Genomic DNA, 24,955 nt, shown 5'->3' on the forward strand with positions numbered 1-24,955 from the left:
CGGTGTCAACTTTGCACTCGACTTGCCGAGTAGCAAATTGCCTACTTTTAGTGCAGGCCGGAATCCAGATAATCAAGGAAGTTCCTGCGTAGCAGGACATCATGCGGGTTTGTCCGCTGCGCGGACTTGTTGTCTTCGCTGAATTCCGGCCTGCGCCGGAATGACGGGTTTGCTGGGAATTTGGATGCATCTCACCCTCCCGAGAACTTCGCCATCAAGGCGATCTCGTCATTGTCATGCAGCGCCATTTGCTTGTCGTGTACCTGATTCTGATTCACCGCAATGAAACTGACGATACTGAGCGCGCCGGGATGCTGCATGCCGATCTTGGCGGTGATGTCGTGCAGGGTAATCCCTGGCGTGTATTCGAATTGCATCTCGCGTGTTTCTACGCGGTCGGCGACGGGGCCGAAGAACAATACCTTGATCATTTACTGTCTCCGCGCTTCCACACGCCGCTCTTGCCGCCGCGTTTCTCTTCCAGCTGCACGCACTCGATGCGCATGCCACGGTCGATGGCCTTGCACATATCATAGATGGTGAGCAGCGCGACGTTGGCTGCACATAGCGCCTCCATCTCGACACCGGTCTGGCCGACGCAACTGGCGGTGGCGACGACCTTGATACCCACGCAACCCTGCGCATCCGGCTCGACGATCTCGCTGAACTCGATTTCCACTCCCGACAGCGCGATGGAATGACACATCGGGATGATGTCCGGGGTGCGCTTGGCGGCCATCACCGCACCGACATCGGCCACGGTCAGCACGTCACCCTTGGCGACCTGCCCGGTACGGATGCGCTCCAGGGTGGCGATCTGCATGCGCAGCACACCGCTGGCGACGGCAACGCGCTGGGTGCTGGCTTTTTCCGAGACATCGACCATGCGGGCGCGGCCAGCTTCGGAGAAATGGGTGAGCTTGTCCATTAGCTGTTTTCCTGTTTTACCGCGATTGCGCGGACTGAGTTTCCGCTGCAGGTGCGGCAGGCCGGATCCTTGCTCAGATTGCTGCGCAGGATGTTCATGTCCAGCGCGTTGACGGACAGCAGCTTGCCGCTCAATCCGCGCTCTATGCCGATCAGCAGCTTGAGCGCTTCTGCAGCCTGCAGTGTGCCGATGATGCCGACCAGGGGGGAGAAAACACCGGTTGTCGCACAACGCAATTCCTCCGCCTCGCTGTCCTCGGGGAACAGGCAGTTGTAACAGGGCGCATCGTCACGGCGGTAATCGAACACGGCGACCTGGCCGTGGAACTGGATGGCCGCCCCCGATACCAGCGGTTTGCGCCGGGCCAGACAGGCTCGGTTGACGGCATAACGGGTAACGAAATTATCGCTGCAATCCAGCACGACGTCGGCCTGCGCGGCAAGTTCGCGCAAAAGCGCTTCGTCGGCACGGATCGGCACAGCGACGCATTCCACCTCGGGATTGATCTCGCGCAGCGCAGCCTGTGCCGAAACGACCTTGGACTGGCCAGCCATGCCGGTGCGGTGGATGATCTGGCGTTGCAGATTGCTGAAATCCACCGTGTCGTGATCGCACAAAGTGAGCTGGCCGACGCCGCTCGCAGCCAGGTAGAGCGCCGCGGGCGAGCCCAACCCTCCCAGGCCGATGATCAGCACGCGGCTGTCCAGCAGGCGTTGCTGTCCCTCGATGCCGATCTCCTGCAGCAGGATGTGGCGGCTATAACGCAGGAGTTGCTGGTCGTTCATTTGATTTCCCATGCGTATCCTCAGCCACCGATATAGGACATCTCGACCTTCTTGACCGGATGTTCCGGTTGTCCAGCCGCGGCATGGCGCAATTGCGAATAACGGTCGGTGCGCCGCTCCCAGCGATCGGCGATCAGGTTGGTCAGCACCCGGTCACTTTCTCCCTGGCGCAGGGGCGCACGCAGATCCAGCCCTTCGCCCGCAAACAGACAGGTATAGAGCTTGCCGTCCGTGGCAAGCCGCAGCCGGGTACATTCATGGCAGAACGTCTGCGAGACCGAGGCGATCACGCCGACCTCGCCGGCGCCATCCGCATAGCGCCAGCGTGCCGCCACTTCCCCGCTGTAATTGGGATCGATAGGCTCCAGCGGAAAGTGTTCGGCAATTTGGTGCAGGATCTCGCTTGCCGTGACGACATCGTCCATGCGCCAGCCATTGGTGCTGCCGACATCCATGAATTCGATGTAGCGCAGCACGATGCCGGAATGGCGGAAGCGTTCCGCCATGGGCACGATCTCGTGTTCGTTCACGCCGCGCCTGACCACCATGTTGACCTTGATCGGCCCCAGCCCCACCGCCTGCGCAGCATCTATCCCTGCCAGTACGGTAGCCACGTCGACCTCCGAATCGCTCATGCGGCGGAAAGCGGCATCGCTCAGGCCATCCAGACTGACAGTCACGCGGCTCAATCCGGCATCCTTCAATCCCTGCGCCTTGCGTGCCAGCAATACGGCATTGGTGGTCAGGGCGATCTCGAGCGGTTCGCCGGTCGCGGTCTGCAGGCGGGCGAGTCGTTCGATGAGCTGCTCGATACCCCGCCGCAGCAGCGGCTCGCCGCCGGTCAGGCGGATCTTCCTCACTCCCAGGCGAATGAACAGCCGTGCCAGCCGTTCGATCTCCTCGAAGGTCAGCAATTCGGTGCGCGGCAGGAAGCTGTGGCTTTGGTCGAATACCTCGCGCGGCATGCAGTAGGTGCAGCGCAGGTTGCAGCGGTCCGTCACCGAGATGCGCAGGTCGCGCAGCGGGCGCTGCAGGCTGTCCAGCAGCGTGTCCGAAAGATCGCGCCCCTTGTCCAGGGCACGGTAATCCGCCGGGGCAGGCTGCTGCCCCATGGATGCGATGCGAAAGATGCGATGACTCATAGCGATATCCAAGAAGGCGATCCGGCACAACCACCAGGCGACGCCGGGACGCTCCGCCCCTTACTTTACCGTCGGCCTTCGGATTCCGGCCGACCGGGCGCATTGCTTGCCGCTTGCATCCCGTCCTTGAACCCCTTGACCGCACCGCCCAGATCGCTGCCCACGCTGCGCAGTTTTCTGGTGCCGAAAATCAGCACCACGGCCAGCAATACGATCAACCAGTGCCAAATGCTGAACGAACCCATATCCCTCTCCCGTCAAACCAAGCCTGAATGGCACAGGCCATTCGCTCCCAAGCGTCAGGTATTCTGCACCACGATCTTGGGGAAGGCCGCGCTGTGGTCCTGCGCCATCTCTGCCACCTTGACCGCGACACGCCTTGCGATCTGCTTGTAGGCCCTGGCCAGGTTGCCGTCAGGATCGGCCACTACCGTCGGCTTGCCGGAATCCGCCTGCTCGCGGATACGGATGTCGAGCGGCAACCCGCCGAGGAATTCCGCGTTGTAATCGGCGCACATCTTCTCCCCGCCGCCCGCACCGAAGATATGTTCTTCATGCCCGCACTTGGAACAGATATGGGTACTCATGTTCTCCACAATGCCGATGATCTTCACATCCACCTTCTCGAACATCTTCAGCCCCTTCTTCGCATCCAGCAATGCGATGTCCTGGGGCGTGGTCACGATCACCGCACCGGTCACCGGCACTTTTTGCGCCAGTGTGAGCTGGATGTCGCCCGTGCCGGGCGGCAGGTCGATCACCAGATAATCCAGGTTGTCCCAACGGGTCTGGCGCAACAGCTGCTCCAGTGCCTGCGTCGCCATCGGCCCGCGCCAGACCATGGGTGCGTCGTCGCCCTCGATCATGAACCCGATGGACATCGCCTGCAAACCGTGGCCTTCCATCGGCTCCATGGATTTGCCATCCTTGGAGATCGGCCGCCCGCTGATCCCCAGCATGGTCGGCTGCGAAGGCCCGTAGATATCGGCGTCCAGCATGCCGACGCGGGCGCCTTCGGCGGCCAGTGCCAGAGCCAGGTTCACGGCTGTGGTGCTCTTTCCGACGCCGCCCTTGCCGCTCGCCACGGCGATGATGTTTTTCACGCCATCGACCAGCTTGACGCCGCGCTGTACCGCGTGCGGCACCACCTTGCTGTTCACGCTGGCGGTGACCTTGCCGGCACCCGGCAGGGCCGATTTCAGATGCGTCTCGACCAGTTGCCTGATTTCGTCCAGCACGCTTTTGGCCGGATAACCGAGCAGGATGTCGAGCGACACGTCGGCGCCGCTGACCTTGATGTTCTTCACGGATTTGCCGCTGACGAAATCCTTCTTCGTGTTGGGGTCGGTCAGATTCTTCAACGCATTCTGTACGTCGGCTTCAGTAAAGCTCATTGTCTGCTCCTGCTGATTTTGAAAGCATCCATTTTATACCAGAGTGGGGGGCCATAGCCCCGACTCCGGATACGGTCAATTTCGGCGTCAAGCCAGTCCGGCTTTACAGCATGCGCAGCGCAAGCTTAAATTGCGCCCATGAAAAAACTGCTGCTGGTTTCCCTTTCCCTGCTGCTGGCTGCCTGCAGTACGGCGCCAACGCGGCAATTCGCCGCCTCCGACGACCAGGTAAACGACCTTGTGATGTATGCGATAAGCTTGGCGGACACCCCCTATCGCTATGGCGGCAACTCTGCCGCCGGCTTCGATTGCAGCGGCTTCGTCGATCATGTCTATCGTCATGCGCTGGGCATCTCGCTGCCGCGTACCAGCCGCGAGATCAGCCAGGTCGGCACACCGATCGAGCGGGACGAGCTCAACCCTGGCGATCTGGTGTTTTATAACACCCAGCATGCGTCTTTCTCGCATGTCGGGATATATGTGGGCGACGGGAAATTCGTGCACGCGCCGAGAAGCGGCGAGCGCGTGCGCACCGAAGAAATGCAGCTGCGCTACTGGCAAACGCGGTACGACGGGGCGCGGCGCATCCTCAATTAGCGCCCCGCGCCTGGCGGATGGCATCGGCCAGCTGGTAGACCGACATCGCGTAGAAATTGCTGTTGTTGTAGCGCATGATGACGTTGAAGTTGCTGAATACCAGCCAGTACTCCTTGCCGGATTCCGCGGTGAAATCGAGCAGCCAGGCGGGCGGCAGGAATCCGTCCTGTTTCTTCACCGGTACCACTCCGGCGTCGCGCCAGACCATATACGGGCGGGCCTCTCCGATGACGCCGAGGCGCTTCTCGTCGTCGACCTTGCACAGTAGCGCCACCGGTTCGCTGATGCGCCAGCCGTACTGCCGCAGATAGTTGGCCACGCTGCCGATGGCATCTTCGGGTTCGTTCATGATGTCGATCTTGCCGTCGCCGTTGAAGTCCACGGCAAAGCGCCGATAGCTGCTGGGCATGAATTGCGGTATGCCCAGGGCGCCAGCGTAGGAAGACTGGATGGACAGCAGGTCGAATCCCTGCTCCCGGGCCAACAACAGGTATTGCTCCAATTCGTCGCGGAAGAAATCGCTGCGGCGCGGATAGTCGAAGGCCAGGGTGGTCAATGCATCCAGCGCACGGAACCGTCCCGGGTTACGCCCATACGCGGTTTCCACCCCCAGGATACCGAGGATGATCTCCTGCGGTACGCCGTATTGCAGTTCGGCACGCTTCAACGCCGCCGCATACTGCTGCCAATACTGCACCCCGCCATCGATGCGTTGCGGGTTAATGAAACTCGGACGGTATTCGATCCAGGGCTTGAGGATCGCAGGTTTGGTGATGGAATCGATCACTTCCGGCTTATATTCGGCGCGGCTGAAAGCCTGCTGCAGCTCTTCGCGCTTGAAATGATGTTTTGCCACCATCTCGTCGATGAAGGCCGGGATGCCCGGAAGATCGGCTGCATGTGCAACGCACTGGATGAACAGGAGAACAAGAAATAGTGTTTTTTTCATGGCACATCAGGCTTCGTGGTTGTCGCATTCTACTCGACAGCACCACCGGTCACTGTTAAATTTCAATCCATTCTCACCCTAGGAAAAGCATTTTATCGCCATGGAAAAAACCGCACAGCACCACCGCCTCATCATCCTCGGCTCCGGCCCGGCCGGATACACCGCCGCGGTCTACGCCGCCCGCGCCAACCTCAAGCCGGTGCTCATCACCGGCATGGCGCAAGGCGGTCAACTGATGACCACGACCGAAGTCGACAACTGGCCTGCCGACGTGAACGGCGTGCAGGGGCCGGAATTGATGCAGCGTTTCCAGCAACATGCGGAACGCTTCAACACCGAGATCATCTTCGACCATATCCATACCGCCCGGCTGCAACAAAAGCCGTTCCTGCTGGTCGGCGATGCGGGCAGCTACACCTGCGATGCGCTCATCATCTGCACCGGCGCATCGGCGCAGTACCTGGGCCTGCCGTCCGAAGAGGCGTTCATGGGCAAAGGTGTTTCCGGCTGCGCTACCTGCGACGGTTTCTTCTACCGCAACCAGGATGTGGCCGTCATCGGCGGCGGCAACACCGCTGTGGAAGAAGCGCTTTACCTGGCCAATATTGCAAGGCATGTCACGCTGGTGCACAGGCGCGACACCTTCCGCGCCGAGCGCATCATGGTCGACCATCTGATGGAGAAGGTGAAGGAAGGCAAGATCACCCTGCAGTTGCATCAAACCCTGGATGAGGTGCTCGGCGACGACAGCGGCGTCACCGGCATGCGCATCAAAAACGTGCAAAGCGGCGCGACCCAGGAGATCAAGCTCGCCGGGGTGTTCATCGCCATCGGCCACAAACCCAACACCGACATCTTCGCCGGACAGCTGGAGATGGAAAACGGCTACATCGTCACGCGCGGCGGCCGCAACGGCAATGCCACGGCAACCAGCATCGATGGTGTTTTCGCTGCCGGCGATGTCCAGGATTACATCTACCGCCAGGCGTGTACCAGTGCCGCCACCGGCTGCATGGCAGCACTGGACGCGGACAAATACCTCGCTTCATAGGTGTAGCGGATGAAAGAAAAGCCGGAGCAGGATGCAGCCTTGTTCCGGCAAGCGCTGGAAGGCGTAACGCCGCTCGCTCCTGCCAGCCGCATCGAACCGGTGCGCAAACCGCGCCGGATCACCATTCCGACGCACTCCCCAGCCCCGATCGCCGATGACCTGTCAGACCATGGTGCCGGCGACATCGCGCTCAACGAGTTCCTGCGCCCCGGCCTCAATCGCATGACGCTGCGCAAGCTGCGCCGAGGCGCATGGCCGCCGCAAGACGCGCTCGACCTGCACGGCCTCGACAGCGATGGCGCAAGAAGGTTGCTCATGGAATTTCTGCATGACGCGACGCAACGAGGGCTGCGCTGCATCAACGTGATCCATGGCAAAGGCTGGCGCAGCGAGGGGCGCGACGGGATATTGAAGACCCGCACCCGCCATTGGCTGACGCAACATCCGCAAGTACTGGCCTTTTGCGAGGCGCCTCAATATGCGGGAGGCGGTGGCGCGGTATGGGTACTGCTGAAAAGCAGTTAATTCATCGATCTCTTTTCGACCGCTTCGATTTCAGTTTTCACAGGGCAACAAAAAGGCTCCCGCAGGAGCCTTTTTGTTGCATCGAACCGGATCGGCTTACAGTTCTTTGGCGTGCGAAGCCAGATACTTGGCCACACCATCCGGCGAGGCGTTCATGCCGGCCTTGCCCTTGCTCCATCCGGCAGGGCAGACCTCGCCGTGCTCTTCGGTGAATTGCAATGCATCCACCATGCGCAGCATTTCGTCGATATTGCGCCCCAGCGGCAGATTGTTCACCACCTGGTGCTGCACCACACCGGCGCGGTCGATCAGGAAAGAGCCGCGATAAGCCACACCGCCCTCGGCTTCCACGTCGTATGCCTTGCAGATCTCATGCTTGATGTCGGCAACCAGTGTGTAGCGCACTTGGCCGATACCGCCTTTTTCCACCGGGGTGTTCTTCCAGGCGAGGTGGGTGAAATGGGAGTCGATAGAGACACCAATCACTTCCACATTGCGCTTCTTGAATTCTTCCAGGCGGTGATCGAACGCGATGATTTCGGACGGGCACACAAAGGTGAAATCCAGCGGGTAAAAATAGACCACGGCATATTTGCCGGCAATCTGCTTCTTCAAATTGAAGGTTTCGTTTATTTCATTGTTGCCCATGACGGCAACGGCGTTGAAATCGGGAGCTTGCTTGCCTACGAGTACTGCCATGATGATCTCCTAATAGATGGTTGGGGAAGTGGCGGGCTTTTCTTGACTGAATCGCTAGGGTATGAAATTTACCAGATATGCCAGCAGTGTCAACTGAACTGCCCGAGATTAACACGACTTTATTCGAATTTCAGGGATGGGGGTATTCCAATCCGAAGATTTGCCGCAAGAAGATGCACAGATAGACGCTCGCCATGCGCATCCATCGATCGAACCGTTCGTCCCCGTCTTGGCAGCAGATTAACGGCCTGTTGCAAATCACCCTTGGCATTGTAAGCTTGTATAGCCATTTTCATGACACGCCTATTTACCGGGGCAGCAAGAAAATGATTGGCGATACCAAGCTGCAAGTTCAATGGATGTTTTTATAACTGCGAAGTGATTTCTGGAGGTAGCTAATGTCAGCTGATGAAGTCTTTTTCAAATGGTCTTCCGACTACAGCGTCAATATCAAAACCATCGACGATCAGCATCTGGAGTTGGTCAACATCCTCAACCGCCTGTTCGTCGCCGTATCCAGGCGCGAAGGCGATAAAGTCATAGCAGGAATACTGGATGCGCTTTTGAGTTATACGCAAACGCATTTCACGCTGGAAGAAAGGCTGATGCGTGACGCAAAATACAAAGACTTCGAGGCGCACAAGCTGGAACACAAGAAACTGCTGGAACAGCTCGATCAGCTCTGCAAGAAACATCTGCTTGAGGAAAAACCGATCTATTTCGAAATGCTGAGTTTCCTGAAAACCTGGCTCAAAGAACATATCCAGGGCGTGGACACGAAATACAGCCAGGCGCTGCAGCAGGCCGGTTTCTCCGTTGCAGCGTGGGAACGCGAAGCCAGCGCAGAATTTGCCTTGATGTCGAACTCGAAAAAATGGTGGGAGGTGTGGAAAGCCGCCTGATTCAGGCATTCTCCAGCATTGCCGCCGTCGCGAACTGAATGCGATGCAGCTGCGCATACGCGCCACCTTTTGCCAGCAGCTCGGCATGCGTTCCGGTTTCGACGACGCGGCCTTTTTGCAGCACAACGATCCGGTCCGCCTTCTCGATGGTGGAAAGGCGGTGCGCGATGACCAGCGTGGTGCGTCCTTGCATCAGGGTTTCCAGCGCGGCCTGTACATGCCGCTCGGATTCGCTATCCAGTGCCGATGTCGCTTCGTCGAGAATGAGAATGGGTGCATTCTTGAGGATGGCACGGGCAATGGCGATGCGCTGGCGCTGCCCGCCCGACAGACGCACTCCCTTCTCTCCCACCAGTGTTTCCAGCCCCTGCGGCATCTCGCGAATGAATTCCATGGCATGCGCCGCCGTGGCCGCGGCAACGATCTCGGATTCCGGCACTTCGCGCATCTGTCCATAGCCGATGTTGGCGGCAACGGTATCGTTGAACAGCACCACTTCCTGGCTGACCAGCGCGATATTCGCCCGCAGGCTGGCCAGCGACAGATCGTGGATATCATGTCCGTCCAGGGTGATGCGCCCGCCGGTCGGGGTGTAGAAACGCGGCACCAGGTTGGCGAGCGTACTCTTGCCGCTGCCCGATGCCCCGACCAGGGCCACCGACTGGCCGGCGGGAATATCCAGGCAGATGTCATCCAGCGCCAGGCGTCCGTCATCATGGTAAGAAAAATCCAGGTGCTCGAAAACGAGATGGCCGGTGGCACGTCCGATCTCTGTCTTGCCGGCATCCACCTCGCTCGGGCTGTCGAGCAATTCGAATATGCTTTCGGCTGCCGCCAGGCCCCGCTGCGTGAATTCGCTCACGCTGGTGAGCCGCTTCAATGGTGCCGTCAACATCAGCATGGCCGTGACAAACGAAAGGAAGCCGCCTACCGTGGTGGCATCGCTCCTGGCCTGCATGGTTGCAAGATAGACGATGACCGCCAGCGCGATCGCCGCGACCATCTGTACGATGGGCACGTTGGCCAGCGCAGCGGCGGCTTGCCGCATCATATGCCGGCGAACCCCGTTGATCTCGACCGCAAAGCGCGCCGACTCGTAGCTTTGCCCGCCGAAGAGCTTGACCACCTTGTGCGCCGTGACGCTCTCCTCGATTACCTGGGTGATGCTGCCCATCGCCCGTTGCGAGTCACGGCTGGATGAACGCAGACGGCGATTGATGGTACTGATGACCCAGGCTACGACGGGAGCAACCAGCAAGGACAGCAGCGTCAACTTCCAATCCAAGTAGAAAAGCCATGCAAGCAAGCCAACGATGATGATGGAGTCGCGTACCGTGATCGTGACTACGCTGGTCGCTGCGGCAGTCACCTGGGTCACGTCGTAGGTAAGCTTGGAGATGAGGGAACCGGTGGCGTGGTCGTCATAAAAACGCGTAGGCAGCGCAAGCAGCTTGCCGAACATCTCGGCGCGCAGATCCATCACCAGCTTGTTGCCCACCCAGTGGATCGCATACGAGCCGAAGAAACCGGCAACGCCGCGCACAAAGAAGATCAGCAGGATCAGCCCCGGCGCCCAGCGCATCACCAAGTCGTCTTTCTGCACAAACGTACCATCCAGGAAAGGCTTGAGTAATGCCGGCAGCAGGGGCTCGGTGGCCGCAGCCACCGCCATACCGAGTATCGAGACCGCGAACGCCCGCCAATAAGGGCGTACATAGCCCATCAGGCGCAGATAGAGTTGGAGGCTGGTCATCAAATAGCGACTACGCCCGAGCGGCACTCAAACTGCATTTGCATCGTGCCGCTTGCCGGTCACCAAGGTATATATCATTTGGGCAATGACGCCGCACCCGATGTAAAGCAACGCCACTCCGAGGTAGGAGCCGTAGTATTGCGCGACACGCGTGGCATATTCGGAAGCACTCATATTGCCGAAATATCCTGCCAGCATATAGAAGCTGACATTGGCAACGACGAAAGCCAGGCTGCTTGCCGCGATTGCAGCGGCAAACAAACCGAGCAGGCCCTGAGCGGACAAATCATGGCGCGGTGCATACCAGCGCGCCACATACCACAAGCTGGCATAACTGAAAGCCAGGAAACCATATGCCGGCGTCACGCACCATGCGCTGACGCCGAGGAAAGTGGTCGCGAAATAATCCACCATGGCCGCCTCGACCAGCAACAGCGTCAGTATCGCAAAACCGTTGCGCAGACGCCCGAGGAACAATCCCCCCAGGAAAAACACGGCATAAGACGCGTCGGGCAACATCGCGGAAGAGCCGAAGTGGTTGAAGCGCGTCAACGCCATGAGCGACATCAGCGCTGCGACGATCCATACCGCTCGATTCTGCAATTTTTTCATATTGCCCTCCCCATATAACACCAATCCAGAACTGGCTCGAACTTTAACAGAAAAGGCGGGGGCAAGCGACTGCGCCCTACCGTTGCAGGCCTGCAACTACCCGCCAGACCGCATCCAGAAATGTTGCGCCCTGCATGTCACCACAATCCCCACCTTCGAATGGCCGCACACCGACCGGCGGTTTGGCTTACTCGTGCAAATTGCGGCAAGACCCGTTTTACCGGCACTTGCGCCCAGGAATTCCAAAACACTTGCAAAATACCTTGTTACCAATTGACTTAACAGGCTTTTTAATTTTATAGTTCGTTCATGGATAGCGAACTCGACGCCCTCGACCAGAAATTGGCCCAATTGGTACAACTCACTCAACGCCTGCGCGCGGAGAACATGCAGCTGCGCCAGGAAATTGCCTCGGCATTGAGCCAGCAGCGCAAAAGCCAGGACAAGGTCAGCGAAGCGGCACAGCGCCTGGAAAAACTCCTGGCCCAACTTCCCGAGGATATACAATGAGCACTGCCAAGGTCAGTTCGCTGGATGTCACCATCCTTGATCGCGAACTCCGCGTCGCCTGCCCCGAAGACGAACGCGCCGAATTGCTCGACGCCGTTGCCTATCTGGATAAAAAGATGCGCGAAATACGCGATGCGGGCAAGATCGCCTCGATCGAGCGCATCGCCATCATGGCTGCCCTCAACATCACCCACGAACTGCTTACCACGCGCATCGGCGGCGGGTTTGACCTTGCCGAATTCAAGCGTAGAATGCAATCCATGCAGGCAACCATCGATGCCGCGTTGGCGGAACAGGATGAGTTGTTCTAGGTTTGTCCCCTGCGGTGTTCGTCAGATTCATAATTCTTTGAACCAATGAGCTAATGCTTAGGTTGCGCCCCATTAAAGTTACTGTTGTGAGCGTCCCCAGCGGACGCACCTGATGTGACCGGGAACCGACCCTCTTGAACCCCGGTTCAAGATATTGAGTCAACGGCACAGGCGGGGGACTCCATTCAAATGCGGCGCAAGCCGCATTTTCTTTGCAGCGAGTTCGACATGAGATACTGGTTGATGAAATCCGAACCCGGCGATTGCAGCATAGACGACCTTGCCGCATTGCCGGACCAAACTGTGGCCTGGTACGGCGTACGCAACTACCAGGCGCGCAACTTCATGCGCGACCAGATGCAAGTCGGCGATGGCGTGCTGTTCTATCACTCCAACTGCAAGGAACCTGGCATCGCCGGCATCGCCAAGGTCAGCAGCACCGCCTATCCCGATGCCACACAATTCGACAGGAAAAATAAATACTTCGACCCCAAGGCAACGCAGGAGACGCCGCGCTGGTTCAATGTGGACGTGAAGCTGGTGAAGAAGATCGCACTGATTTCCATCGAGGAACTGCGCAGCCACCCAGAACTGGAGAACATGCGCACCTTGCAGCGCGGCAATCGACTGTCCATCACGCCGCTCGATCCTGCGGAATGGAAATTCATCACCACTAAACTGGTACAGGACTGAACCAGCACAGCAGGACGACGAGCGATGCCGGACCGGCTCGCCAGAAAGCGGGGAATCGGAACAGGGCCCCGTAACACAACCAGGCTACGCCACAGCGACCCTCATTACCCCCAGCTTACGCCCCAAGATAAGCCTGTTGCACCGCATCGCTGCCGAGCAGCTCTTCCGCCTTGCCCGACATGGTGATCGCACCGCTCTCCAATACATACCCGCGTTGTGCAGACTCAAGTGCCAGCCTGGCATTCTGCTCCACCAGCAGGATAGTGACGCCCTGCGCCGAGATGGTACGGATAGTCTCAAAGATCCGCTCCACCATCAGCGGAGCAAGCCCCATGCTGGGTTCGTCCAGCATGAGCAGGGCCGGATTGCCCATCAGCGCGCGCGCCATGGCAACCATCTGCTGTTCGCCGCCAGAGAGTGTGCCGGCAAGTTGCGCGCGACGTTCCGCCAGGCGCGGGAACAAGACATACTGGCGTTCCAGGTCGACGGCGATCCCGGCCTTGTCGTTGCGTATATAAGCACCCATCAACAGGTTCTCTTCCACGCTGAGTCGGGCAAAGATGCCGCGCCCTTCCGGCACCAGCGCGATGCCTGCAGCGATTCTCCGGTGTGCCGGGACAGGCAGCAACGACCTGTCGCGATAGTGCAGCTTGCCGGATGCCGGGTGCAGCAGTCCGGCCAGCGCTTTGAGTGTGGTGGTTTTGCCGGCACCATTGCTGCCGATGAGCGTGACCAATTCCCCTGCGGCGATATTCAGGCTGATCCCTTTCAGCGCCTGGATGCCACCGTAGGAGACTTTGAGGTTCTCCACTTCCAGCAATGGCTTCATCACGCCCCCCCTCCGGTGCCGCCGCCCAGGTAAGCCGCGATCACTGCCGGATCGCGACGCACCTCTTCGGGCACGCCTTCGGCGATCTTCTTGCCGTAATCCAGCACGGCCACCCGGTCGCATAAGCCCATGATGAGTTTGACATCATGCTCTATCAACAGAACAGTGGTACCGCTGGCGCGAATCTTCTGCAACAACGCTTTCAGCGCGGCCGTCTCGGTCGCGTTCATGCCGGCTGCGGGTTCGTCCAGTGCGAGCAGCTTGGGATCGGTTGCCAGGGCACGCGCGATCTCCAGCCGCCGCTGCTCGCCGTAGGATAGATGCTTGGCAAGGGTCTGGTGTGCGCAATCGATGCCTACGTAGTCCAGCAGTTCACGGGCACGTTGCACGATGTCACGCTCTTCGGCCCGGGCTGCAGCATGCCGCGTCAGCGCACCCCAGATACCGGTGCGCGTGCGCACATGGCGGCCAACCATGATGTTCTCCAGCGCACTCATGTTGGCGAACAGGCGGATGTTCTGGAAGGTGCGCGCGATGCCGGCTTGCGCCAGCAAGTGCGGCTTGCAGCGCGTATAGCGTTGGCCGGCGAAATCGAATGAACCGCTGTCCAGCTGATACAGCCCGGTGACGACGTTGAACAGCGTGGTCTTGCCGGCGCCGTTGGGGCCGATCAGGCCGTATATTTCGCCGCGCCGGATGTGTAGCGACACGCCAGCCAGTGCGGTCACGCCGCCGAAGTGCTTGCCCACATCGGCGAGTTCGAGCAGGCGCTCACTTGCTGGCGTCATACACCGTCTCCTGCTCTTGTTGCAACACGCTGTTCTCGGCAGCGAATTCGCGGCGGCGCTGCGTGGAAGGCCACAATCCTGCGGGTCGCCACAGCATCACCAGAATCAGCGCCATGCCGAACATCAGCATGCGCAGACTTTCCGGATCAACCACCACTTTTCCCAGCAGCGCCTGCTGCACCGGTCCCGCCGCATTGCGGAACAGTTCCGGCAATATCACCAGCAGCACGCCGCCCAGTACCACGCCGCCGACGTTGCCCATGCCACCCAGCACCACCATGCACAGCACCATGACGGATTCCATCAGGCTGAAACTCTCGGGGCTGACGAAACCCTGGAAGCCGGCAAACAGGCCGCCGGAAATACCGCCGAAGGTGGCACCCATGGCGAAGGCAAGCAATTTGATATTGCGCGTGTTGATCCCCATCGCCGAGGCGGCGACCTCGTCTTCGCGTATCGCCACCCAGGCACGGCCGATACGCGAATCTTCGAGGCGGCGCGAGATGAAGATCACCAGCAGGGTGAAGGCGAGGAACAGGTAGTAATGCAGGTGCACGTCGTCTGCACGCATGCCCAGCCACTGGTATGAGTTACCGAATGAAAAGCCGCCGATCTGCAACGGATCGATGGCACTGATGCCCTGCGGTCCGTTGGTGATGTTGACCGGTGCATTCAGGTTGTTGAGGAAGATACGGATAATCTCGCCGAAACCGAGGGTGACGATGGCGAGGTAGTCGCCACGCAACTTGAGCGTGGGCGCGCCAAGCAACACGCCGAACCCGCAGGCGATCAGCGCACCCAGCGGCAGCACCACCCACATCGGCCAGTGCAGCCCGAACTGCGGTGAACCGAGCAGGGCGTAGGTATACGCACCCACCGCGAAGAACGCGATGTAGCCAAGGTCGAGCAGGCCTGCGTAACCGACCACGATGTTCAGCCCCAGTGCCAACATGATATAGAGCAGGGCAAAGTCGGCGATGCGCACCCAGCCATGACCTAGCAGCGCATCGATGACGAAGGGCAGCGCCAGCAATATGGCGGCGAACACAAAACGGCCCGGCGATGAACGATGCAGTCTCATGCGCGCTCCGCCAGTTTCTCGCCGAGCAGGCCGGACGGACGCAGGATCAACACCGCGATCAGGACGAGGAAGGCGAACACGTCCTGATAATTGCTGCCGAGGAAGCCGCCGGTGAGATCGCCGATGTAACCCGCCCCCAGACTCTCGATCAGCCCCAGCAGCACCCCCCCCAGCATCGCGCCGCGCAGGTTGCCGATGCCGCCGAGCACTGCGGCGGTAAAGGCTTTCAGGCCGAGCATGAAGCCCATGTAGTAATGCACGATGCCGTAGTTGGCGCTGACCATGAAGCCGGCGATGGCAGCAAGTGCCGAGCCGAGCATGAAGGTGGCGGAAATGACACGATTGATGTCCACACCCATCAGCGCTGCCGCCGCCGGATTTTCAGCCACGGCACGCATCGCCCGGCCCATACGGGTACGCTGCACCAGCCACATCAAGGCTGACATGATGAGCAATGCAACCGCGACGATGGCGATCTGCACATCGTTCACGATGGCGCCGCCAAGCTGGTGCGAAGTGCTGTTGAAAGGCAGCGGGAAGGAATGGTATTCGCGCCCCCAGATCATCATCGCCAGATTCTGCAGCACGATGGAGACGCCGATGGCGGTGATCAGCGGTGCCAGGCGCGGCGCATTGCGCAACGGACGATAGGCGATGCGTTCGATGCTGTAGCCCAGTGCCATGCATACCGCCATCGCTGCCAGCAAGCTCAGCACTACCGCCAGTACAGGCGCAACGGCGGCTGCCAGCAAGGTTTGCAACACGGTCAGAGCGATCATCGCGCCTATCATCACCACTTCGCCGTGGGCAAAATTGATCAGGCCGAGGATGCCGTACACCATGGTGTAGCCCAACGCCACCAAGGCATAGACACTGCCCTGCACCAGGCCATTGACGATCTGCTGAAGAAGGATTTCCACAGTTACTTTGTTGGCGCCCTATACAAAGAAAAAGCGACACGCCCGGTGTCGCTTTCCATGACTGCAAACCGGCTCACGGCTTGACTGCGGGCGTGCCGCCCATCGTCTGCACGGCATGCCATTTGCCTTGGTGAACCTGGTACACGGTGACCGCCCCTCCCTTGATGTCGCCTTTCTCGTCGAATGCGATCTTCGCCGTTACGCCTTCGATCTCGGTCTTGCCGATCTCCGGCAGATACTTCTCGGGCTCGGCGGAACCGGCCTTCTGCATCGCAGCGATCATCACGTTGACGGCGTCGTAGCAATACGGCGCATAGAGCTGAATCGGCTGGTGGAAACGCTCTTCATAACGTTTGGCAAAATCGCGCCCGCTCGGCATGTTGTCCAGCGGCACCCCCGGCAGCGAAGCATATGCACCTTCCGCCGCATCGCCCGCCAATTCGATCAGCTTCGGCGTATATCCCCCGTCGCCCATCATGAATTGCGTCTTGATGCCCAAAGCGCGCAGCTGCTTGATCATGGGTACGCCCTGCGGGTCCATGCCGCCGAAGAACAGCAGGTCGGGCTGCTTGCCCTTGATCGAGGTCAGTACCGCAGTGAAATCCACCGCCTTGTCGGTGGTGTACTCGCGCACGATGATCTTCGCACCATTGGCTTCGGCAGATTTGACGAACTCATCCGCCAGCCCTTGTCCATAGGCCGTGCGATCGTCGATCACTGCAATCTGCTTCGCCCCCAGAACCTTGGCGGCAAACTCGCCCAGCGCCTTACCTTGCTGGGCATCGTTGGTCATCACGCGGAAGGCGGTCTTGTAGCCCTGGGCGGTATATCTGACTGCGGTAGCGGAAGGCGAGATTTGCGGAATGCCGTTCTTGAAATAGATAGCGGAAGCGGGGATGGTCGTACCGGAGTTGAGGTGCCCGATCACGCCATTCACCTTTGCATCCACCAGTTTCTGCGCCACGATGGTCGCCGTTTTCGGATCGGTCTGATCGTCCTCGCTCAGCAGTTCGAAGCGCGCTTTCTTGCCACCGATGGTCACGCCCCTGGCATTCGCATCGTCGATCGCCATGCGCGTGCCGTTCTCGTTGTCCTTGCCGATATGCGCCTGCGGACCGGTGAGCGGCGCGGCGGCGCCGATCTTGATCACAAGTTCGTCCGGGGATGCTGCGGCGGGATTCGATGCCGTCTCGCTTTTGCCGCATCCGGCGAGTGCGATACCGAGCGCGACGAGTAGGGCAGATTTATTGATGAACATGTTGGAATCCGGCGAATTGGCAAAGTTGCCGGATTATGCGTAGCCCCTCAACCCTTGTCAATTTGGCGTTTCAAGGCGGTAAGGAGCCGACGCGGGCCGGCTCTTTCACCGGCATCGCCGTATTGTTACTTCGACAGGCTGAGGATGAATTTGACCAAGGTCTTGATGTCGGCATCCGAAACCCGGGGGGAGTTTGGCGGCATGGGCATGGCACCCCAGGCTCCACTGCCACCCTTGGCAACCTTGGCAATCAGCCTGGCCTCCGCCCCTGCATCACCCTTGTATTTCCTGGCGATATCCATCCAGGCTGGTCCCACCAGTTTTTTGTCGATTGCGTGGCAGGACGTACAACTGCTTTTCTGCGCCAGTTCGGGCATCCCGGTTGCCATAGCCGAACCAGCGACCAGCAGCATGCTTGCGGCGGCAAGGACATTCACGGCGACGGACTTCATGATTCCTCCAAATTGAATGGCCGATCGATCATCCCGGACGGACCGGAAGCAACTGCCCGCCCCCTTCCGACGACTCGCCCGGCAGATGCAAAAGGCATGGCCTTTCAGGGGCGCGGGCAAGTTTACTTTGCCAGACTCAATTCAAACTTCACCAGTTCCCTGATGTCCGCATCCTTCACCGCCGGGGAATTGGCGGGCATGGGAACGGAACCCCAGTTGCCGGAGCCGCCATGGGAAACCTTCATGATCAACCCTTCGAGCAGGGGATATTCCTTACCCTTGTAGGTATAGGTAGTCGCATTCTTGTATTTCTTGGAAACATCCATCCATGCAGGGCCGACCACTTTATGGTCGATCGCATGACATGCGACACAGTTGTTCTTTTTGGCCAGCGGCGGCATGTCGGTTGCCAAAGCGGAAGCAGCCGCCATCAGGCCTGCCGCGGTGATCATGCTTACGACGATAGATTTCATGTTCTCTCCATTTTCAGATTGGACTGCCCAGTGATTCGTCTTTGATTCCGGCAGCTTCAGGTACTCCGCCAGCCAGCCTTCCCGCGATGGTGTGCCAGTAACGCCAATACGACTGGCGACGTTGACACTTTCCGGTTGTGGTTAATCCGCCGCCTGCTCCAGCCAATTCAGCAGATAGGCCCACTGCTCCAGTTCGCGCTGCGCCAGCGAAGGCGGCAGATCGAACAGCGTCTTGCCTTCGAAGGCGGCATTCACGTACACCTGCGCCTCGCGAAGATACGCGAGAACCGGCATATCCAGGCCTTTCAGGAACTGTTCCAGCGTAAGCGCCGCCCGGGTGCGCGGATCCATGCGCATGCCGACCACCCCGACAAATATCCTTCCTTTACGCACGGTCTTTTCCTGATGCAGCACTTCCAAGAAATCCCGGCTGGCCTGGATATCGAATGCGGAGGGTGCGATGGGCACGATCACCTTGTGCACCAGCCTCAATGCATGTTCCAGATTTTTGCCGTGCAATCCGGCAGGAGAATCGATCACCAGACTATCGATGGGCGCGTCCCTCTCTGCCTCGGCCTGCATCAATTCGATACCCGGGAGATACCTCGGCCGGCTGGACAGCCATTGCGTGGCGGACTTCTGCCTGTCCAGGTCGAGCATCGCCACGCGTTGCCCGCGCGAGGCGAGGTAGCCGGCAATATTGGTGGATAACGTGGTCTTGCCACTGCCACCTTTGGGATTCGCAATCAGTATGGCTTTCACGTTACCGCCTCTCCCCGCTGAGAACTGCTATTCGCCCCGCCCGTACCGCTGCATTATCTCTCCACCTGCGACACGTCGCGCACAGCACCTTTATCGGCACTGGTCACCATCGCCGCATAGGCCCTGAGTGCCGCCGATATCTTGCGCGGACGCTCGGCCGCCGGCTTCCAGGCCTTGCTGCCCTTCGCTTCCATCGCCGCGCGCCGCTGCGCCAGTTCGGCATCGGAGATCGCCAGATTGATCGTGCGGTTGGGAATGTCGATCTCGATGCGGTCGCCTTCCTGCACCAGCCCGATCGCGCCACCGCTCGCCGCTTCCGGCGAGACGTGGCCGATCGAAAGGCCGGAGGTGCCGCCGGAGAAACGCCCGTCGGTCAACAAGGCGCAGGCCTTGCCCAGGCCTTTCGACTTCAGGTACGAAGTCGGGTACAGCATCTCCTGCATGCCGGGGCCGCCCTTGGGACCTTCGTAGCGGATCACCACCACGTCGCCGGCAACGATCTGGTCGGCAAGGATGCCGGCAGTCGCCGCATCCTGGCTCTCGAACACGCGCGCGCGCCCGCTGAACTTGAGAATGCTTTCATCCACACCCGCCGTCTTGACGATGCAACCGTCCAGCGCGATATTGCCGTGCAATACCGCCAGGCCGCCGTCCCTGGAGTAGGCATGCGCCTTGTCGCGGATGCAGCCCTTGGCGCGATCCACGTCCAGCTCCGGATAGAGCATGGATTGGGAAAAGGCGATGGTCGTCGGAATGCCGCCCGGTGCGGCGCGATAGAATTTCTTCACTTCTTCGCTTACTGTCTGCGCGACATCCCACTGCCTGAGTCCGTCACGCAGGGTCTTGCTGTGCACCGAGCCGACCTCGCCATGCAGCAACCCGGCCCGATCCAGTTCGCCCAGGATGGCGACGATGCCGCCGGCACGATGCACGTCTTCCATGTGGTATTCGCTGGAGGGTGCCACCTTGCACAAGGTCGGCACATGGCGCGACAGCCGGTCCATATCTTTCATGGTGAAATCCACGCCCGCCTCGCGCGCGACGGCCAACAGGTGCAGCACGGTGTTGGTCGAACCACCCATGGCGATGTCCAGCGTCATTGCGTTCTCGAACGCATCGAACGTGGCGATGCTGCGCGGCAGGATCGAAGCATCGTCCTGTTCGTAATAACGCTTGGCGAGTTCGACGACCAGGCGTCCGGCGCGCAGGAACAATTGTTTGCGCTCGGCGTGTGTCGCCACCAGCGAACCGTTGCCGGGCAGACTCAAGCCCAAAGCCTCTGTCAGGCAGTTCATCGAGTTGGCGGTAAACATGCCGGAACAGGAGCCGCAGGTCGGGCAGGCGGAGCGCTCGATGGCATCCACCTCTTCATCGCTTACGCGACTGTCGGCCGCAGCGACCATCGCATCGACCAGGTCGAGACCTTTGACCTTGCCCTGCCAGTTGACCTTGCCCGCCTCCATCGGACCACCGGAAACGAACACCACCGGGATGTTCAGGCGCATCGCGGCCATCAGCATGCCGGGCGTGATCTTGTCGCAGTTGGAGATGCACACCAGCGCATCGGCGCAATGCGCATTGACCATGTATTCCACGCTGTCGGCGATCAGGTCGCGCGAAGGCAGCGAATACAGCATGCCGTCGTGTCCCATGGCGATGCCGTCGTCAACCGCGATGGTGTTGAACTCCTTGGCGATGCCGCCCGCCTTTTCGATCTCGCGTGCCACCAGTTGCCCCATATCTTTCAGGTGCACGTGTCCGGGCACGAACTGGGTAAAGGAATTGGCGATCGCGATGATGGGTTTGCCAAAATCGCCGTCAACCATGCCGGTTGCTCGCCACAATGAGCGTGCACCGGCCATGTTGCGGCCATGGGTGGAGGTACGGGAACGGTAGGCGGGCATGTTGTCTCTCTAAGGTAAAGATGAAGCACGTATAATCCGACGACCGATTTTACTCTATTCGCCCCATGCTCGTTCATCCACAATTCGACCCCGTTGCCATCCATCTCGGATCATTCGGCATCCACTGGTATGGGCTGATGTACCTGCTCGGCTTCGTCTGCTTCATCTGGCTGGGAAGAAAACGGCTGCGCAGCCTGGGCCGGCCCGGCTGGGATGAGAGATTCCTCGACGACCTGCTGTTCCATGGCGTGCTCGGCGTGGTACTGGGCGGACGCATGGGCGAGGTACTGTTCTACAACCCCGGCTATTACTTTTCCCATCCGCTGAAGATCATCGCGGTGTGGGAAGGCGGCATGTCGTTCCATGGCGGCTTTCTCGGTGTGCTGGTGGCGATGGCGCTGTTCGCCCGCAGCCGCAACATCCGCTGGCTGGCGCTGATGGACTTCATCGCACCGCTGGTGCCGCCGGGCCTGGCTTTCGGGCGACTCGGCAATTTTATCAACGGCGAACTGTGGGGGCGCCCAGCCGATGTGCCCTGGGCCATGGTGTTCCCGCAAGTGGACAGCATCCCGCGCCATCCTTCGCAGCTGTATGAATTCGCGCTCGAAGGTGTCGCACTATTCATATTGCTCTGGTTGTATTCAGGCAGGTCTCGCCCGGTCGGCGCCGTATCGGGCCTGTTCCTGATCGGCTATGGAAGCTTCCGCTTCATCGGCGAGTTCACGCGCAATCCGGATGACGGCATCTTCGGCCTGATGACGTTCGGCATCAGCATGGGCCAATGGCTGAGCCTGCCGATGGTGTTGGCCGGTGCAGGCTTGATGGCATGGTCCTATCGACGGGCACAGGAAGCGGATCGCAAGACTTAGGCCCATCCGCGACTTATTGCATCAGCAACGGCCGCTTCCTTGACACCCACCCCCCCCTCCCAGATACTCCGAGCATCGCGTTAGTTAAGGCTGTCTGTTTTGGACGATTTCACTTTGGGCACGCTGTTCGTAGCCCTGCTCATTATCCTGCTGTGTTCCGGATTCTTTTCAGCTTCCGAGACCAGCATGATGGCGATCAACCGTTACCGCCTGAACCATCTGGTCAGGAAAGGCAACAAAAGCGCCAAGCTCACCGCCAGACTGCTGGCACAGACAGACAAGCTGCTCGGATCCATCCTGCTCGGCAACACCCTGCTCAATGTGGCGGCGGCAACGCTGGCCGAGATCATCGTGCTGCGCCTGTTCGGCCACGACAACAGCACGGCGCTGCTGGTCGGCTCGCTGACCGTCACCTTCGCGATCCTGGTGTTCAGCGAGATCATGCCCAAGGTCATTGCAGCCAGTCATGCGGAACGCGTGGCGCTGCCTTCCAGTTATGCATTGGCCGCCATCATCAAGCTGTTCTACCCCGTCGTCTCCATCGCCACCGCACTGGTGCGCGGCATGTTGTGGCTATTGCGCATCAAGGTGCAGACCGATCACAGCCATCACAAGCTGAGCCTGGAAGAGTTGCGTTCGCTGGTGCTGGAGGCCGAGCATTTCCTTCCGCGCAAACACCAGAAGATGCTGCTGAACCTGGTCGACCTGGAGCGCGTCACCGTCAACGACGTGATGATTCCGCGCAACCAGATCGAAGCCCTGGATGCCGGCGCCGACCCGGCCGAGCTGCGCCAGCAGATCATCACCTGCCATCACACGCTGTTGCCCGTGTATGCGCAGACGCCGGGCAACGTCATCGGCATCCTGCATATCAAGCGTGTACTGCCGCTGCTTGAGGATACGCTGGACACCGGGCAATTCCGCGAGATCCTGCACGATCCCTATTTCATTCCTTCGGATACCCCCTTGCTCAAGCAACTGCAGCAATTCCAGGAACGGCAGACGCGCATGGGGCTGGTGGTGGACGAATACGGCGAACTGCTCGGCCTGGTCACGCTGGAAAACATCCTGGAAGAGATCGTCGGCGAGTTCACCACGCAATCCCCCGCCCAGACCGGCAAGTTCCTGCGCCAGGACGATGGCAGCCTGCTGCTCGACGGCAGCAGCAGCCTGCGCGAACTGAACCGCAAACTGGGCCTGCAGCTCCCGCTGGGGGAGGCCAAGACCCTCAACGGCCTGATCCTGGAACATTTGCAGGACATCCCGGAAGCCGGGACCAGCCTCAAGATCGGCAACTATCCGATTGAAATCATCCAGACCCAAGATCGTGCGGTCAAGGTCGCAAGACTGTTCCCTGCACAAAAAAGCCAGCCTTTACAAAGAGGGTAAAGCCATGCATCATGCAAAAGTCCTTTATAATCTGGCGCATCGCGCATGAATAATATCAACAGTTGGCAGACGGGCCGCCATGACGGCATTTGAATCGAGGTCACAGGATGGCTACAGCAAGATCTGACAAACCGAAAGAGCAGCAATACGCCTGGGAAGGCAAGGACAAGGCCGGCAAGATCGTCAAGGGCGAGATGCGCGGCGCCGGCGAAGCCAGCGTTTCGGCGCATTTGCGCCGCCAGGGCATCACCGTCACCAAGATCAAGAAGAGCTCAAAGGGCGGCGGCAAGGTTACCGAAAAGGACATCACGCTGTTCACGCGCCAGCTCGCCACCATGCTGAAGTCTGGCGTACCGCTGCTGCAAGCTTTCGACATCGTCGGCAAGGGTCACGACAATCCTGCCGTCGCACGCTTGCTGTTCGACATCAAGACCGATGTCGAGACCGGCAGCAGCCTGGAACAGTCATTCCGCAAGTTCCCGCTGTATTTCGACGACCTGTACTGCAACCTGCTCGGTGCGGGCGAAGCGGCGGGTATCCTGGACAGTCTGCTGGATCGTCTGGCGACCTACAAGGAAAAGATCCTGGCCATCAAGAGCAAGATCAAATCCGCCTTGTTCTACCCTGTTTCCATCATCGTGGTCGCATTCGTCATCACCGCAGTGATCATGATCTTCGTGATCCCCGCCTTCAAGACGCTGTTTTCCAACTTCGGCGCCGATTTGCCCGGCCCGACCCTGGTCGTCATGTCCATCTCCGACTTTTTCGTGGCATGGTGGTGGGCGATTTTCGGTATCGTCGGCGGCAGCGTATACGGGTTCTTCTATGCCTGGAAGCGCAACAAGACCATGCAGCGCCGCATGGACCAGCTGATGCTGAAGATCCCGGTGTTCGGGCCGCTGGTGCGCAAGGCTTCCATCGCGCGCTGGGCGCGCACCCTCTCCACCATGTTTGCAGCCGGCGTGCCGCTGGTCGAGGCTTTCGACTCCGTCGCGGGCGCTGCCGGCAATGCAGTCTATTCCGATGCCACCAAGGCCATCCAGCGCGAAGTGACGTCGGGCACCAGCCTGACCGTGGCCATGCAAAATACCGATGTGTTCCCCAGCATGGTGCTGCAGATGGTCGCCATCGGCGAAGAGTCCGGCGCCCTGGACGCCATGCTGAGCAAGGTCGCAGACTTCTTCGAGGCCGAGGTCGACGACGCTGTGGAAGCGTTGTCGAGCCTGATGGAACCCATCATCATGGTGGTCCTGGGTACGCTGATCGGCGGCATGGTGGTGGCAATGTACCTGCCGATCTTCAAAATGGGCCAGGCCGTCAGCGGTTAGGCAACCAGACGACAACGGGCGCGGCGATGGCCGCGCCTTTTTTGTATATGC

28 protein-coding genes, 1 other RNA gene and 1 pseudogene are annotated in these 24,955 nt (G+C 59.8%); 11 read left to right on the forward strand and 19 right to left on the reverse strand.

Features of this window, described 5'->3' with window-relative positions; genetic code table 11:
* Positions 1–191 precede the first annotated feature (191 nt).
* The 6 genes and pseudogenes from L6418_RS11940 to apbC all read right to left on the reverse strand — a co-directional run.
* A complete protein-coding gene (locus tag L6418_RS11940; RefSeq protein WP_237247147.1) occupies positions 192–431 on the reverse strand; it encodes a MoaD/ThiS family protein in 240 nt (79 codons plus the stop codon).
* Positions 428–928, reverse strand: coding sequence for a cyclic pyranopterin monophosphate synthase MoaC (gene moaC / locus L6418_RS11945; protein WP_237247148.1), 501 nt, complete (start codon positions 926–928; stop codon positions 428–430). Before moaC ends, L6418_RS11940 begins: the two co-directional genes overlap by 4 nt.
* Positions 928–1,713, reverse strand: a complete 786-nt coding sequence (locus tag L6418_RS11950; RefSeq protein ID WP_237247149.1) for a HesA/MoeB/ThiF family protein — start codon at positions 1,711–1,713, stop codon at positions 928–930. The genes moaC and L6418_RS11950 overlap by 1 nt, the downstream gene beginning before the upstream one ends.
* A gap of 20 nt (positions 1,714–1,733) precedes the next feature.
* On the reverse strand, positions 1,734–2,825 hold the full coding sequence (gene moaA / locus L6418_RS11955) for a GTP 3',8-cyclase MoaA (protein ID WP_408641578.1): 1,092 nt from the start codon (positions 2,823–2,825) through the stop codon (positions 1,734–1,736).
* Positions 2,826–2,920: 95 nt separating this feature from the next.
* Positions 2,921–3,100: a Sec-independent protein translocase subunit TatA gene (tatA, locus tag L6418_RS11960; protein ID WP_237247151.1), complete on the reverse strand. Its 180-nt coding sequence runs from the start codon at positions 3,098–3,100 to the stop codon at positions 2,921–2,923.
* 54 nt (positions 3,101–3,154) lie between these two features.
* Positions 3,155–4,255, reverse strand: a pseudogene (gene apbC / locus L6418_RS11965) (iron-sulfur cluster carrier protein ApbC); the annotation flags it as partial.
* Positions 4,256–4,387: 132 nt separating this feature from the next.
* Here apbC and L6418_RS11970 point away from each other — a divergent pair.
* Positions 4,388–4,846, forward strand: coding sequence for a C40 family peptidase (locus tag L6418_RS11970; RefSeq protein WP_237247153.1), 459 nt, complete (start codon positions 4,388–4,390; stop codon positions 4,844–4,846).
* Here the strand turns inward: L6418_RS11970 and mltB are convergent.
* Positions 4,839–5,795 (reverse strand): lytic murein transglycosylase B, encoded by a 957-nt coding sequence (gene mltB / locus L6418_RS11975; RefSeq protein WP_237247154.1) that lies wholly within the window; start codon positions 5,793–5,795, stop codon positions 4,839–4,841. The genes L6418_RS11970 and mltB overlap by 8 nt on opposite strands.
* Before the next feature lie 100 nt (positions 5,796–5,895).
* Between mltB and trxB the strand changes: the two genes are divergently transcribed.
* Positions 5,896–6,846 carry a thioredoxin-disulfide reductase gene (gene trxB / locus L6418_RS11980; RefSeq protein ID WP_237247155.1) on the forward strand — a complete coding sequence of 317 codons (951 nt, stop codon included), beginning with the start codon at positions 5,896–5,898 and terminating at the stop codon, positions 6,844–6,846.
* A gap of 9 nt (positions 6,847–6,855) precedes the next feature.
* Complete coding sequence (locus L6418_RS11985) at positions 6,856–7,371, forward strand: Smr/MutS family protein (RefSeq protein ID WP_237247156.1); 516 nt, start codon at positions 6,856–6,858, stop codon at positions 7,369–7,371.
* Positions 7,372–7,467: 96 nt separating this feature from the next.
* Here the strand turns inward: L6418_RS11985 and L6418_RS11990 are convergent, their stop codons facing one another.
* Positions 7,468–8,070, reverse strand: coding sequence for a peroxiredoxin (locus L6418_RS11990; RefSeq protein ID WP_237247157.1), 603 nt, complete (start codon positions 8,068–8,070; stop codon positions 7,468–7,470).
* Positions 8,071–8,468: 398 nt separating this feature from the next.
* Between L6418_RS11990 and L6418_RS11995 the strand changes: the two genes are divergently transcribed.
* Positions 8,469–8,972, forward strand: coding sequence for a bacteriohemerythrin (locus L6418_RS11995; RefSeq protein ID WP_237247158.1), 504 nt, complete (start codon positions 8,469–8,471; stop codon positions 8,970–8,972).
* A gap of 1 nt (position 8,973) precedes the next feature.
* On the opposite strand, the gene msbA is transcribed toward L6418_RS11995, so the two are convergent.
* Positions 8,974–10,725: a lipid A export permease/ATP-binding protein MsbA gene (msbA, locus tag L6418_RS12000; RefSeq protein WP_237247159.1), complete on the reverse strand. Its 1,752-nt coding sequence runs from the start codon at positions 10,723–10,725 to the stop codon at positions 8,974–8,976.
* A 27-nt stretch (positions 10,726–10,752) separates the two neighbouring features.
* Positions 10,753–11,337 carry a hypothetical protein gene (locus L6418_RS12005; protein ID WP_237247160.1) on the reverse strand — a complete coding sequence of 195 codons (585 nt, stop codon included), beginning with the start codon at positions 11,335–11,337 and terminating at the stop codon, positions 10,753–10,755.
* Positions 11,338–11,646: 309 nt separating this feature from the next.
* On the opposite strand from L6418_RS12005, the gene L6418_RS12010 reads away from it, so the two are divergent.
* The 4 genes from L6418_RS12010 (at position 11,647) to L6418_RS12025 (ending at position 12,851) form a co-directional block, all read left to right on the forward strand.
* Complete coding sequence (locus L6418_RS12010) at positions 11,647–11,847, forward strand: hypothetical protein (protein ID WP_237247161.1); 201 nt, start codon at positions 11,647–11,649, stop codon at positions 11,845–11,847.
* Entirely contained in the window at positions 11,844–12,158 is a 315-nt protein-coding gene (locus tag L6418_RS12015; protein ID WP_237247162.1) for a cell division protein ZapA, read from the forward strand. The genes L6418_RS12010 and L6418_RS12015 overlap by 4 nt, the downstream gene beginning before the upstream one ends.
* 3 nt (positions 12,159–12,161) lie before the next feature.
* Positions 12,162–12,340: non-coding RNA, 6S RNA (gene ssrS, locus L6418_RS12020), on the forward strand.
* Between the two features lie 46 nt (positions 12,341–12,386).
* On the forward strand, positions 12,387–12,851 hold the full coding sequence (locus L6418_RS12025; protein WP_237247163.1) for an EVE domain-containing protein: 465 nt from the start codon (positions 12,387–12,389) through the stop codon (positions 12,849–12,851).
* 115 nt (positions 12,852–12,966) lie between these two features.
* Here L6418_RS12025 and L6418_RS12030 read toward each other — a convergent pair whose 3' ends face one another.
* From L6418_RS12030 to ilvD, 9 genes are all read right to left on the reverse strand, one after another.
* Positions 12,967–13,680, reverse strand: coding sequence for an ABC transporter ATP-binding protein (locus L6418_RS12030; protein ID WP_237248740.1), 714 nt, complete (start codon positions 13,678–13,680; stop codon positions 12,967–12,969).
* Positions 13,680–14,468, reverse strand: coding sequence for an ABC transporter ATP-binding protein (locus L6418_RS12035; RefSeq protein ID WP_237247164.1), 789 nt, complete (start codon positions 14,466–14,468; stop codon positions 13,680–13,682). Before L6418_RS12035 ends, L6418_RS12030 begins: the two co-directional genes overlap by 1 nt.
* Entirely contained in the window at positions 14,452–15,549 is a 1,098-nt protein-coding gene (locus L6418_RS12040) for an ABC transporter permease subunit (protein WP_237247165.1), read from the reverse strand. Before L6418_RS12040 ends, L6418_RS12035 begins: the two co-directional genes overlap by 17 nt.
* Positions 15,546–16,469, reverse strand: a complete 924-nt coding sequence (locus L6418_RS12045; RefSeq protein WP_237247166.1) for a branched-chain amino acid ABC transporter permease — start codon at positions 16,467–16,469, stop codon at positions 15,546–15,548. Before L6418_RS12045 ends, L6418_RS12040 begins: the two co-directional genes overlap by 4 nt.
* A 73-nt stretch (positions 16,470–16,542) precedes the next feature.
* A complete protein-coding gene (locus L6418_RS12050) occupies positions 16,543–17,727 on the reverse strand; it encodes a branched-chain amino acid ABC transporter substrate-binding protein (RefSeq protein ID WP_237247167.1) in 1,185 nt (394 codons plus the stop codon).
* 125 nt (positions 17,728–17,852) lie between these two features.
* Complete coding sequence (locus L6418_RS12055) at positions 17,853–18,179, reverse strand: c-type cytochrome (protein WP_237247168.1); 327 nt, start codon at positions 18,177–18,179, stop codon at positions 17,853–17,855.
* A 122-nt stretch (positions 18,180–18,301) separates the two neighbouring features.
* The gene (locus L6418_RS12060; protein ID WP_237247169.1) at positions 18,302–18,652 is read right to left on the reverse strand and encodes a c-type cytochrome; all 351 of its coding nucleotides are present in this window, start codon (positions 18,650–18,652) and stop codon (positions 18,302–18,304) included.
* A 141-nt stretch (positions 18,653–18,793) separates the two neighbouring features.
* The gene (locus tag L6418_RS12065) at positions 18,794–19,414 is read right to left on the reverse strand and encodes a ParA family protein (protein ID WP_237247170.1); all 621 of its coding nucleotides are present in this window, start codon (positions 19,412–19,414) and stop codon (positions 18,794–18,796) included.
* Between the two features lie 53 nt (positions 19,415–19,467).
* Entirely contained in the window at positions 19,468–21,318 is a 1,851-nt protein-coding gene (ilvD, locus tag L6418_RS12070; RefSeq protein ID WP_237247171.1) for a dihydroxy-acid dehydratase, read from the reverse strand.
* A gap of 65 nt (positions 21,319–21,383) precedes the next feature.
* On the opposite strand from ilvD, the gene lgt reads away from it, so the two are divergent.
* The 3 genes from lgt to L6418_RS12085 all read left to right on the forward strand — a co-directional run bounded on the left by lgt (position 21,384) and on the right by L6418_RS12085 (position 24,904).
* Positions 21,384–22,187 carry a prolipoprotein diacylglyceryl transferase gene (gene lgt / locus L6418_RS12075; protein WP_237247172.1) on the forward strand — a complete coding sequence of 268 codons (804 nt, stop codon included), beginning with the start codon at positions 21,384–21,386 and terminating at the stop codon, positions 22,185–22,187.
* A 99-nt stretch (positions 22,188–22,286) separates the two neighbouring features.
* A complete protein-coding gene (locus L6418_RS12080) occupies positions 22,287–23,576 on the forward strand; it encodes an HlyC/CorC family transporter (RefSeq protein ID WP_237247173.1) in 1,290 nt (429 codons plus the stop codon).
* Between the two features lie 107 nt (positions 23,577–23,683).
* On the forward strand, positions 23,684–24,904 hold the full coding sequence (locus tag L6418_RS12085) for a type II secretion system F family protein (protein WP_237247174.1): 1,221 nt from the start codon (positions 23,684–23,686) through the stop codon (positions 24,902–24,904).
* Positions 24,905–24,955: the final 51 nt, after the last annotated feature.

Source organism: Sideroxyarcus emersonii (genome assembly GCF_021654335.1).
Taxonomy (GTDB): domain Bacteria; phylum Pseudomonadota; class Gammaproteobacteria; order Burkholderiales; family Gallionellaceae; genus Sideroxyarcus; species Sideroxyarcus emersonii.